The organism is Levilactobacillus fujinensis (assembly GCF_003946335.1).
Taxonomy (GTDB): Bacteria; Bacillota; Bacilli; order Lactobacillales; family Lactobacillaceae; genus Levilactobacillus; species Levilactobacillus fujinensis.
Genome location: NZ_RHNX01000051.1, coordinates 1 through 11,939 on the forward strand (window position 1 = coordinate 1; position 11,939 = coordinate 11,939).

Below are 11,939 nucleotides of genomic sequence, written 5' to 3' on the forward strand. Positions count from 1 at the left end.
GATTGGTATAATAATTCGCGACGCCAACCAACACTAAACGGCATGACCCCAGTAGAATACCGGAATCATGCCGTTAAAAATACTGCATAATGATTTTAATTATTTAGCTGTCTACTTGACAAGGAGCCGCGCCCAGCCGCCTTTTATCCCACGTTTCAGTAACGTAAATTTGGAGATACCAAAGGAGCCTGGGGAGTTATTGTCCCAGGCTCCTAGCGCTATTTTGAAGACTCCGACCCTGGTTCAATCAACCCTTCAGTCCCGGAATTAATCAAGGCTTCGATACGATCGAGTAGCATCAACAACCATCCAAAAGCAATTACAAATCCCACCATCTCAAACGCCGTTAACGAGAAGTAACCGAACACTTGAAATAATAGTTCGGCGATGACTAGTGCGATGCCGACACCATAGGATAAATACAAAAAATCCCTCGTAATATTTGGTAAGAGCCAACGGACACCCACAATCAAGGCAATGATAAAGTAAACCAGAAAAATAGCGACTTCATCATGGAGATCATGTGAGTTCACATTGTTCGGGAAGACCCCCACCAAGCCCAGGTCAATTGCCGTTAGTGTTAACAAGATTCGTAACACCAATAATCGCCGTGACCGCGGGAAAAATTCATGTAGACTCACAAACAGATAGTCAATCAAAGCAATCATTAATAATGCTGAAAAAATCAGTGTCGCGTTGAATTGCCATCCGCTAGAAGCGTTGCTGGTTCCTAAGAAACTCAGGTTGTGTTGCCACCAGTATTTCTGATTATTCACGGCCATGGCGATCACGACACCACTAATAATCACCAGTATTAATACGGTCGACAACACTCCCGCGTCGACAATCAAAGCGAAATAAACCATCGCTGAATTCGTCACCAAACTAAAGGCAAATACAATTATACTGGCCGTTGCGGTACCGAAAATGGCACCCTTGAATAGCATCCCCAGCAACCACATACTACCAATTAGGATTAATGCCAAAATCAACGCAAACGACAGCACGATAACTGGGAAGTTTCGCCAATAAATATTCTTCGTAAAGTGATTTTGTGGATTGTTGCGGTCCCGAATAAAAAATCCAGCAAACAACAATGTTCCCATAATGACCCCTATTACAATAATTGCAGTTGCTAACGATCGGTCGCCCGCCAATGGCACACTACGTAGCCCCCGCCACAGACAAAAAATGTAGAAGCCAATGCTTGTCAGTAATGCGGTCGCAAGCGGCCAAACTAAAACGCGGTTCTGAAAAAGCTGTAGTCGTGGTTCCTCAAGTTGCACGACTAACCGATCCCGTTTCACCACCAGTTTAACCGGCGTTTCATCAGTTAGCTTAAGTTGCTCGCTAATTTCCGGCGGTATTTTTAATTGAAAATTCTTACTTTTCATGTTTCCCTCCACTGCCTTATTTCACTATGATTTCCATTATAACAAGTTTTATCACTAGATTGGCCAGGTTATGAGCAATTTTGTGGTAGATTAGTTTGCAGTGAAATTAAACCTGAATCCAAAAAAGAACGGAACCAATACGATTCCGTCCATAAACACATCATACTTTCTTAAAGCTTTACTCACTTAATCATTGGCATGAACATCATAGGAACTCAACATTTCCGGAACACCTGGTGCATCTGGATCATGTTGACCCTTGCCTTTATCCAAAGCTTCCAGCTGAACCATCTCATCATCGCTCAACGTAAAGTCAAAGATGTCCAGATTACTCTTGATCCGATCGGCGTGAACGGACTTTGGAAAGACGATAACGCCCAGTTGATTTTCAAACCGTAAGATAATCTGGCCAACGTTCTTATTGTGGGCTTCGGCCATTTTGACAATGACTGGATCAGTGATCAATGCTTGGTTGCCCTGGCCTAGCGGTGCCCAAGCTTCCAACTTAACATTATCATTTGCCATAATCTTTCGAATTTCCTTTTGTTGAAAATATGGGTTGAATTCAACCTGGTTAACGGCTGGCATCACGCTAAATTGGGGCACAAAATTCTGCCAAATCTTCGGTGTCATGTTGGAGACCCCAATAGACTTCAACTTTCCATCCCGTTGTGCCTCTTCCATCGCATGCCAAGCACCCGGCACATCCCCGTATGGTTGATGAATCAAGTAAAGATCCAAGTAGTCCAAACCCGTCTTCTTCAAGGAGAGATTGATGGCCTTCTTGGCTGGTTCATAGCCAAAATCCTGCAGCCAAAGCTTACTGGTTACCCAAACTTGGTCGCGAGGAATACCACTATCCTTGATTGCCCGACCCACTTCCGCTTCATTGAAGTAGGCAACAGCCGTATCAATATGCCGGTAGCCGACCTTTAACGCTTCGGCCACTGCCTTGTAGGTTGAACCGTCACTAGGAATTTGAAATGTCCCAAAGCCAATTGCTGGGATGTTGTTGCCATCATTTAATTTAATTGTTGGTGTCATTTTATACTTACTCCTTTAATTGTTTTAAGCTTGAGCCAAAAATCTGTTCAATCGTCACTGGATCGCGGTGGTCAAAGAATTGACTCTCCTGTCGATCTAAGGACGCCATGGTCGCCATCTCATCGGCGGTCAACGCGAAGTCGAAGATATTCCTGTTTTCCACCATCCGTTCACGGTGAACGGACTTCGGAATGACCGTGATTCCTCGTTGCAGTAACCACCGGAGAATGACCTGACCGACCGTCTTTCCATGCACTTGCGCAATGGCTTGTATCGTAGCGTTCGTGAAGATACCGTGCTTGCCCTCAGCGAATGGCGCCCAAGCCTCGACCCGAACATCTTCACTCTGGTTAAATTGAACCTCGCGTCCTTGTTGATACCAGGGGTTCACTTCAATCTGGTTCACAACGGGCTTCACCTTCATCGTCAGCTCGAGATTTTTCAGTTGGTCGGCATAGAAGTTAGAGACTCCGATCGACCGAATTTTACCAGCCTGCTGGGCTTCTTCCAGTGCGCGCCAAGCTCCCATCGTATCGCCATAAGGTTGATGCAACAAATATAAGTCGAGATAGTCCAATCCAAGGCGTTGTAAGGACGCGTCAATACCTTGCTTGGCCCGGTCATAGGTGAACTCGGACACCCACAGTTTGGAGGTCACGAAAATATCATCACGCGCAGCGCTACTCTTCTTAATCGCCCGGCCGACAGCTTCCTCATTACGGTAAGCCGTTGCGGTATCCAGTAACCGATAACCAGATTCCAACGCGGCGCTAACGGCGTCTTCACACTGTGCTAAATCCGGAACTTGGAAAACGCCAAAACCTAACTGCGGCATCTCCACACCATCGCTTAATTTAATTGTTGGGACATCAGTCATCTTTATGGGACTTCCTTTCGCTTTTTGAATAAATTAACTATAGACCCCAAGCCAGCGCTTGAAAATTACTACTTATTCATGCTAGTATACGATTGTTGTATACTAATGTACTTTAACGGTCACTACCAGATCGGCCATTGCCCTCTAACCTAGTACATACTGTATTATACGGGCTAGAAATTTTTCAACAAGAAGCCACTTTAAAGTACGCTAACCACCAAAAAGTAAGCATCAGGAGGTCACCCATGATTGAAAATTACTTATTAGAAGAGTTAGTCGTCTTTGCCCAGACGGGTACTCTGGCAAAAACGGCGGCGACACTCAACGTGACCCAACCAACCGTCACCCGCGGTATGCAGAAATTAGAGGCCGATTGGGAAGTTCAGCTCTTTGACCGGCAGCCTAATCGTCTGAGTTTGACCCCAGCCGGAGAGTTAGCCGCTAAGGAAGCGGCCACGCTATTAGCGGAGAATCATCAGGCTGTGGAACGCATCCGTAACTTCGAGCGCAGTCAGCGCGTCCTCACCATCGCGACGACCATCCCGGGACCTTTGGTGGCCTTACGTCACATTTACGCCCAGCTGCCTAAAAGTGTACACCTGCCCAACATCTCTCAGCCAGAAACCCAAGTCATCACTGGCCTGAAAAATAACAACTACTTGCTCGGCTTTTCCAATCATTCCTTAACCACTGAAACCATCGATTCGCAGCTCATCGGTACTGAGCACCTCGCTATAAACCTCAACCAATTTATGTTCCAGGCTAATCAGTCGACCATTACGTTTGCCGAGCTTAAAGATCTTAGCTTCGTGGTCCCTAGCGACATCGGCCCGTGGCGCAAAATCATTCAAGCCAACATTCCCAATGCCAAATTCTTCTATCAAGAAGAGCGGGCCGCACTCACCGAAATCACGAAATACGCTGACTTCCCTTATTTCAGTACCAATATTTCCATATTCGATGCGGTAATTCCACAGCAGGCCGCCGCTAATGATAGTCGTGTTTGCCTGCCAATTAGCGACGCGGCGGCACAGATGTCCATCTATGCCATTTACCTTCGTTCGCAAAGGGCACGTGTCCAGCCAGTAATTTCACAGCTGACTGCGATGTGGCCAAATTAGCTTTAAGCGTCATAAAAGCCCAACTCCGAATGGAATTGGACTTTTTGAGTAATTCTATTTTTTCTGTTACTTGATCAAGCTATGACTAGCCGTAACAAAGCCGCCTTGAACCTTGTAATGTAGAACGCCCTTATCGGAGAAATCCCAACCATTAACTTTTAATTTTTTTCCGGATGAGATGTGACTAACCTTGTGCTTAAAGTTAGCATCACTGTACAAATTAATAGTGTGCTTGGTGGTCACTGACTTAGGCTCCTTGACCTTTCCAGCCTGAACATCGTGTGTGTTGGCAGAAACATATTGGCCATTAGTTAACTGGAATTTAACGGTCTTACCCTGATGAACAACTCGCTTAACCTTTAAGAATTGTCCTTGATGATAGTGATGTTTTGCCTTTCCAGTTAGCTTAGCATTCAAGTAGGATTTAATTCCTCGAATATTAATTACTGTTAACAGCTTAACCTTCTTCGTGTATTCTGCCGACTGAACGTACTTGTTGCTGGCAGTAATATATCCCGTCTTACCATACCCTTTGGATCTCTTATTGATGTCACGTACATGGTACCGTAAACGTCCGTCTCTCGCTTTAGCAATTCCTAATACCTTGAATTCTGGTCGATGCATTTGACTTTGCTTCGTATAACTAATAATTCTATTTTTCTTGGAGAAGTTTGCCGTCTTGTACAGTGCAATTTCCTTCACTGCCACAACTTTCTCCAATAGTTCCTTCTTATTCTGGACTGGTTGTTTATCAGTACTAGTATTGTGATGCTTTCCTGTACTATCCACCGAATTATTGTGACTGCTACCGCTATTTGTGGTTAGTACTGGCTTATTCCCGACAACATTTGGTTTGCTAACACCGGTGTTCGTTGTTCCCGACGTATGGTTACTACCTCCAGTGTTTGAACCTGGTCTGTGACTATTACCACCAGTCGAGTCAGTGCCCGGTTTGTTGGTATTCGTCCCTGATGTATGCCCACTCCCGCCATTGGAACTTGTCCCTGGCTTACTGCTGCTGTTATTGCCCGTGTTTGTTCCTGACGTGTGCCCACTCCCGCCATTGGAACTTGTCCCTGGCTTACCACTGCTGCTGTTATTGCCAGTGTCCGTTCCTGACGTGTGTCCATTCCCGCCATTAGAACTTGTCCCTGGCTTACCACTGCTGCTGTTATTACCAGTGTTTATTCCTGGCGTGTGTCCATTCCCGCCATTGGAACTTGTCCCTGGCTTACCACTGCTGCTGTTATTGCCAGTGTCCGTTCCTGACGTGTGTCCATTCCCGCCATTAGAACTTGTCCCTGGCTTACCACTGCTGCTGTTATTACCAGTGTTTATTCCTGGCGTGTGTCCATTCCCGCCATTGGAACTTGTCCCTGGCTTACCACTGCTGCTGTTATTGCCAGTGTCCGTTCCTGACGTGTGTCCATTCCCGCCATCAGGACCCGGCTTATGATCAGTGCTACCGTTTGAGTTCGAACCCGGTTTATTAGTGTCCCCTGTGTTAGGGCCCTCAGTGTGTCCACCACCATTATCAGATCCCGGTTTACCAGTAGTAGTACTGCCCCCAGCATTCGAACCCGGTTTGCCTGTATTACTATCGCCAGTAGAAGTTCCCGGCTTTTGACCACTATTTTGTGCACCATGAGCCGTCAAAGTAGCTTTATCAACTTCCTTATCATCCGGATCACGCGTAATCACATTCATCTTGTCGCCATCAACCTGAACTGAGAGATAAACTTTTTGTTTCTTCTCCTCTGGTTTTTGAATATAATCCCAGACATCCTTCTCATTAGGCAGAATATCATAAGTCTTGTCCCCTGTATGCCCAGCAGAAATATACGTGGTACCATTTTTATTTTCCTTGCCAGCAATCAGTGGCTTCGTTCGACCATACGAATGATCATGCCCGCTAAAGACAACGTCAATCCCTAATTCATCACAAACTGGTGGCAACATTTTATTAAACATCGTCGATCGCGAATCAGCTGGATTTTTATTGTATGGTGGCTGATGCGTTGCCACCACTTTCCAAGTCTTCTTAGACGCAGCCATATCTTTACGTAACCAATCTAATTCCTGCTTCATTTCATCAACATCATCGGTCCAACCCAATGATGCAATATGCATATTGCCATAGTCAACTGAGAAAGTACCTTTTCGGTTAACTGCCGCTCCATTATGCGCTGGCGTCCCTAGCATCATAGTTGCTTTACTTCCGTCATCACCCATATATTCATGGTTTCCCAAGACATGAATCATATCAAGAGAATCATATGCCGGATGCTTATCAAACATTTGCGAGGTTACATCAGCTTCATTAAAGATTGATTGATCATCGTTGAAGTCCCCAACATGGATTGAAAAATCAGGTTTGTCTTTAGCTGTTTCTAAATGCTGAATAATCTTATCAAAGTCTCCAAGTTGATCAGCTGTGTTTACTTGCGTATCGCCAAAAACATTAAAGTTCAGATGGTCATTGTCCATTAACGTCTTAAAATGACGCGCTTCAGACCATGTCGTTCCATCACCTACTCGATACGTGTAGGTCGTCCCTGGCTTGAGATCCTTGGCAGTCACGCTATTTACCCGAACTGCTTTACTATCGCTAACGTAGGTAAACACTTTCCGCTCCCCACTATAGTTTTTAAATGCTCCATCGCCTTTACTCTTAAAGTCAGAATCAGTTGCGACTTGCATAATGGTTTCTGTATTTCCCTTCACAGGGTTAGAGAACCATGTAATTGTCTTTTGCGTAGTAGGATCTTGTGTCGACCCAGCTAAAAGGTTTGATGGTTTTTCATCTTTAACCGGCGTGAACGCTTGGGCAGATGTCTCAAAACTACTATTCCCCTCTTTAGTTGCCGTCAGTTTAAAGTGACCTTCTTTTTGCGTTAACTTCTCACTTTGAAGTGTTCCTTCATCATCTGTCTTGCCAATTTCTTCAGACTTTCCGTCCGCAGAAGTCATGGTAATCGTCGCTCCTGAAACTGGCTTCTTATCTGAATCGATAACCTTTAGACTTCCTTTTTCACCAACGATATATTGATCCATAGCCAGCGTGTAATCTGCTTGGACTGCTAGGTCATTTGGCTTAGATGAAAAAGTATTCACCATATCAGCATTATCATTCAAATCATCAAACTTTGCAGTTCCGGTCACTAATTGATAGCTGAGCTTTGCGCCATTTGGTGTGTCCTTGGGAATAGCAACCGTAATATGAGCAAGTGCTCCCTTACCACTTTTACTCCCCGCAGTATCCTTCACGTGCAGCTTTAAAATGCCGGTATTCTTATCGTAGTCAAACGTATTATCCTTCGACCCATTAGAGAACACAACATTCTTTACTGGGAATCCCTTGGCTAACTGAACGGTAAACTCACCAGACTTAATATTAGATAAATCGTCTGCATTTAGGTCAAAGTTTACTGTCCCGCCTAGTTTAGGCTTGGCATCATTTGCCGCTTGGAAACTAACTCCCGTCTTATTTCCCGCATGAATTTCAAAATAGGCATCTTTATCCGTCCGGTTACCAAATTTGTCAAAAATTGAAACACGAATGTGATGAACCCCATCGGCGAATTGGTAATTTTTCACTGTGAAATTACCATCTTTATCATAACTATACTTAGAGCCATCAAGGGTATAGTCCTTACCATCAATATAGATTTTATTTCGATCCCAATCAATTCCTGTCGCATTAGGATCCTTCATATCATCATGAATTTTTGTGGTGATCGTGAGCTTATTTCCTGAATAGTTTCCACCATCGGCAGAAATACTATCTATGATTGGACTCTTTAAATCATCAACATTTGCCCCATAAACTGCACGGATATTATCGACGAAAATGCTTCCCTTACGCATTGTATGTCCCGGCGTACCCGACTTCAGCAACATCATTCGGACAACTTAGTTAGGAAATGTTGCGTATGGCCCTTCGTAATTATCTGGAATTTGTGCTTCCACATACTTCCAACCTAGCCAGTCGATCCCCGTACTTTCGTCAGTAAAATTAAGTGGCTTGGGCGTGCCCTTCCCGTCATAAATCTGGCTTCTTAACCAATAACCTTGTGCCTCAGGTGTCCCATAAACCCACATACCGATGGCTGTTGGTGCTCCCGGAATATTTTTCATTTCGGCTGGACCGGCGTATGCCCCAATGGTTGCTTCCTTTTGCGCAGTATCAAACCCAAACTTGACTTCAAGTGCATGATCGCCAAATCGAACCTGGCCGTCAGCCTCGCTTGCCAAGCCTAAGCTATTGACTTCTCCACGATTTGAGCTACCAACTTTCCAATCGCCTAATCCCTTTTCAAAATCATATAAGACCTCTGGCAACTGTCCAATCTCAACATTCAATGAATTCGCTACTTTAGTTCCGGCAATCGTTGCCTTAACCACACCCTTAGCATGCCCACTGGCAGTCTCCAATTGGTTCTTATCATTCATCTTCCCAATCTCTGTAGGCACATCCCACACAATATCATTTGGTTTCAAATTGACATCGCGGTCCTTATAGCGAACCTTCATGCCTAAAGAATGTGTCGACCCCGTCTTCAAGCTGACACTCTTATTTAAAAAGTCAATTTCATCCGGTGTTGCCACTGTAACGGTAGAATCGCCAACTGCTTTACCATCCTTGCTGAGCGTGGCAGTGACATTACCTACTTTGCCGCTAGAGAGAAATTTCCCACTTTTTTCGTCAATACTGCCCAGCGTCTTATCATTTATTGACCAACTTAAGCCACTCGTCGGTAAGTCAGCATTGTACCCTGCTTTATCGACACCCTTCGCCGAGAAATCAACTTCGGAGTTTGGTGAATAGACCTCATCCTTAGGGGTTACATAAGCATTGTTGAACTTATGATCTGATTCCTCGTCGGTTAAGATTAGCCAACTGTTCGCAACCGTCCGTTCATCACCATCGGACGGTCGGTTTTTCAAACTGACCGTCTTGTCCCCAGGCGTTCTCGATAGATACGTTGCCGAACCACCGCTATCAAGATTCAAAGAGTCGACGGCACCTTGATCCTTCATCGTCTGTGCGAGTTCAAGATCAGAAATACCGTTGGAATAGCCAGATTGTTTGCCATCAATCGTCACAAAGAAAACCGTTTTATCTTTTCGAATACCAATGGCAGTTCTAGCTGAACGTTCATCGTCCATCCCTTTGAAATCTTTGTTGATTTCACCATCTTTGACTAGGATTCCTAGGCCACCAAGCGCCTGTTTAAATCCTTGCTCTTTACTTACTTTCAGATATAAATCTTGATCGCCAATCATTGGCGTTCCATCCTTGGCAATACCAAAGAAGGACTCCTTATTTTTAGGCTTCTTTTCATGAAGTACTTCGCCGTTTTTAACAACTACCCCTGAAGGTTCCCCAGTAGTCATACTAAAGAAGTCTGCGTTAACCCCAGCGACGACCTGATGACCATTCTTTTCAGCGGCCTTCACCTGATCCGTGACTTTTTGCCGTGCGAAATCTTTCCCATCGTCTGGTGTTCCGGCATATAGACTTGCTCCTGTATTCTTCAAGTCAACTGAAACTGTTTGCATCACAGTTCGTTCACCTTTTGAGTTGTTATATGTCAGTTTTTCTTCAGTAACGCCTTTTGCCAATTGTGTATCGATCTTTTCAATTGTTCGTTTCTTACTATCGGTTGTTACGCTATCTCCAGTATCCTTTTTCTGTTCAGAAACTACTTTAGAAGCTAAAACTTGATGAGCTGCCCCCATTTTTGCCTGAGCTACTGGCGTCATCAATGGCATAAGTACTAAGGCGGTGGTAAGTGCTGCGCTGAATCGTCTACTTCGCTTTGTCACTGTTCTCCAAACCCTCTCCATGGTTAATTATCCTATCCCATGTAGCCGTATAAAGCTTTTCCCCTAATCAATCTGAAACAGGATAAGACTAAGTTTACCTGAAGGCTTGCTGCAAATGTGGCCATTTACTAACCCTGTACTATTTGGCGACGTAACCTTTACCTCCCTACAAAAATCTCTATTTATATAGAAGACCTCTCATAATTGTTACAAATTTTGAATATTAAACGTCTTTAAAATTGATTTTCCTGAAAGTTATACCCCTAATTTAAAAGGATAATTATATCTTCAACTATGCTCCACAGGCATACACAGCAATGCCAGACAAGTATTAGACATCACGTTATTGTGCGGCTAAACTAACCTATGAGTAGTATTAAAGCCAGAAAGTAAGGATTCTTTACAAGCCAACTGAAAACGCTTAAAATTTCTGTAGAACTATTTTAGGAGGATAAACAATATGAAATCCACTATTTTTATGAAACCTGGCAAAGTTGAAATCGAAGACATCGATAAGCCTCAGATTCAGGCACCCGACGACGTTATCATTCACGTCGTTCGCACCTGTGTCTGTGGGTCCGACCTGTGGGCTTACCGCGGCTTAGAAGACAAGGCTGAACATTCCGAAAACTCCGGTCACGAAGCCATCGGAATCGTCGAAGAAGTCGGCACCGACATCACGACTGTTAAACCTGGCGACTTCGTTATTGCCCCATTTACCCACGGTTGCGGTCACTGTGCTGCCTGTCTTGCCGGTTTTGATGGCGTCTGCCAAAATCATACCGATAACTTCAGTGACGGTGTTCAATCCGAATACATTCGTTTCCAACACGGCGAATGGGCTTTGGTTAAGATTCCTGGCAAGCCTGCCGATTACAGCGATGCCATGCTCAAATCCCTGTTGAGTCTTGCCGACGTGATGGCTACCGGTTACCACGCTGCTCGCGTTGCCAACGTCAAAACGGGTGACACGGTCGTCGTTGTTGGTGACGGTGCCGTTGGTCTCTGTGGCGTTATCGCTGCTCAAATGCGCGGTGCTAAGCGGATCATTGCCATGAGTCGTCATGCAGACCGGCAACAACTCGCCACTGAATTTGGTGCAACTGATATCGTCTCTGAACGGGGCGATGACGCCGTTGCTAAGGTACTTGAGCTAACTAATGGCGCTGGTGCCGACGCCGTTCTGGAATGTGTCGGAACTGAATTGTCCAACGATACGGCCATGAAGGTTGCCCGTCCAGGTGCAATTGTTGGCCGGGTCGGTCTGCCGCATGAACCTAAGATGGACATGACCACTTCCTTCTACACCAACACAATCATCGCCGGTGGTCCCGCTTCCGTCACGACTTACGACAAGCAAGTCTTGTTAAAGGCCGTTTTAGATGGCGACATTCACCCTGGCAAGGTCTTCACCAAGGAATTTACTCTTGACGATATTGACGATGCTTACCAAGCCATGACCAATCGTGAAGCTATCAAGTCACTGATTGTGGTCGATTAACTTACTGAAATTAAAAAGGTGTTCAGAACTCATCGGGATGGGCGCGGCTCCTTGTCAAGTAGACAGCTAAATAATTAAAATCATTATGCAGTATTCTTAACGGCATGATTCCGGTATTCTACTGGGGTCATGCCGTTTAGTGTTGGTTGGCGTCGCGAATTATTATACCAATC

The 11,939-nt window shown here is 44.9% G+C and carries 9 protein-coding genes; 3 read left to right on the plus strand and 6 right to left on the minus strand.

Going from position 1 to position 11,939, the window contains the following annotated elements:
• A partial coding sequence (locus tag EKM89_RS12805) for an IS3 family transposase (protein ID WP_164510537.1) occupies window positions 1-90 on the plus strand: 90 nt, incomplete at its 5' end.
• A gap of 128 nt (window positions 91-218) precedes the next feature.
• Here the strand turns inward: EKM89_RS12805 and EKM89_RS12810 are convergent.
• The 3 genes from EKM89_RS12810 to EKM89_RS12820 form a co-directional block, all read right to left on the minus strand.
• Complete coding sequence (locus EKM89_RS12810; RefSeq protein WP_125689103.1) at window positions 219-1,394, minus strand: DUF998 domain-containing protein; 1,176 nt, start codon at window positions 1,392-1,394, stop codon at window positions 219-221.
• Window positions 1,395-1,580: 186 nt separating this feature from the next.
• Window positions 1,581-2,438: an aldo/keto reductase gene (locus tag EKM89_RS12815; RefSeq protein ID WP_125689105.1), complete on the minus strand. Its 858-nt coding sequence runs from the start codon at window positions 2,436-2,438 to the stop codon at window positions 1,581-1,583.
• A 7-nt stretch (window positions 2,439-2,445) separates the two neighbouring features.
• Window positions 2,446-3,315, minus strand: coding sequence for an aldo/keto reductase (locus EKM89_RS12820; protein WP_125689107.1), 870 nt, complete (start codon window positions 3,313-3,315; stop codon window positions 2,446-2,448).
• A gap of 245 nt (window positions 3,316-3,560) precedes the next feature.
• Here EKM89_RS12820 and EKM89_RS12825 point away from each other — a divergent pair, with 245 nt between their 5' ends.
• Window positions 3,561-4,436 carry a LysR family transcriptional regulator gene (locus EKM89_RS12825; RefSeq protein WP_125689109.1) on the plus strand — a complete coding sequence of 292 codons (876 nt, stop codon included), beginning with the start codon at window positions 3,561-3,563 and terminating at the stop codon, window positions 4,434-4,436.
• 66 nt (window positions 4,437-4,502) lie between these two features.
• Here the strand turns inward: EKM89_RS12825 and EKM89_RS12830 are convergent, their stop codons facing one another.
• The gene (locus EKM89_RS12830) at window positions 4,503-8,303 is read right to left on the minus strand and encodes a DUF5776 domain-containing protein (protein WP_164510596.1); all 3,801 of its coding nucleotides are present in this window, start codon (window positions 8,301-8,303) and stop codon (window positions 4,503-4,505) included.
• Window positions 8,304-8,348: 45 nt separating this feature from the next.
• A complete protein-coding gene (locus EKM89_RS12835; protein ID WP_164510597.1) occupies window positions 8,349-10,265 on the minus strand; it encodes a phosphodiester glycosidase family protein in 1,917 nt (638 codons plus the stop codon).
• A gap of 460 nt (window positions 10,266-10,725) precedes the next feature.
• Between EKM89_RS12835 and EKM89_RS12840 the strand changes: the two genes are divergently transcribed.
• Window positions 10,726-11,766 carry a zinc-binding dehydrogenase gene (locus tag EKM89_RS12840; RefSeq protein WP_125689114.1) on the plus strand — a complete coding sequence of 347 codons (1,041 nt, stop codon included), beginning with the start codon at window positions 10,726-10,728 and terminating at the stop codon, window positions 11,764-11,766.
• An 83-nt stretch (window positions 11,767-11,849) separates the two neighbouring features.
• Here EKM89_RS12840 and EKM89_RS12845 read toward each other — a convergent pair.
• Window positions 11,850-11,939 (minus strand): IS3 family transposase (locus tag EKM89_RS12845; RefSeq protein WP_164510537.1); only part of this gene is annotated, 90 nt, incomplete at its 5' end.

Excerpts from the sequence above, each read along its gene's own strand:
- EKM89_RS12810 (WP_125689103.1), bottom strand. The coding sequence starts at position 1,394 with ATGAAAAGTAAGAATTTTCAATTAAAAATACCGCCGGAAATTAGCGAG.
- EKM89_RS12815 (WP_125689105.1), bottom strand. The coding sequence starts at position 2,438 with ATGACACCAACAATTAAATTAAATGATGGCAACAACATCCCAGCAATT.
- EKM89_RS12820 (WP_125689107.1), bottom strand. The coding sequence starts at position 3,315 with ATGACTGATGTCCCAACAATTAAATTAAGCGATGGTGTGGAGATGCCG.
- EKM89_RS12825 (WP_125689109.1), top strand. The coding sequence starts at position 3,561 with ATGATTGAAAATTACTTATTAGAAGAGTTAGTCGTCTTTGCCCAGACG.
- EKM89_RS12830 (WP_164510596.1), bottom strand. The coding sequence starts at position 8,303 with ATGCGTAAGGGAAGCATTTTCGTCGATAATATCCGTGCAGTTTATGGG.
- EKM89_RS12840 (WP_125689114.1), top strand. The coding sequence starts at position 10,726 with ATGAAATCCACTATTTTTATGAAACCTGGCAAAGTTGAAATCGAAGAC.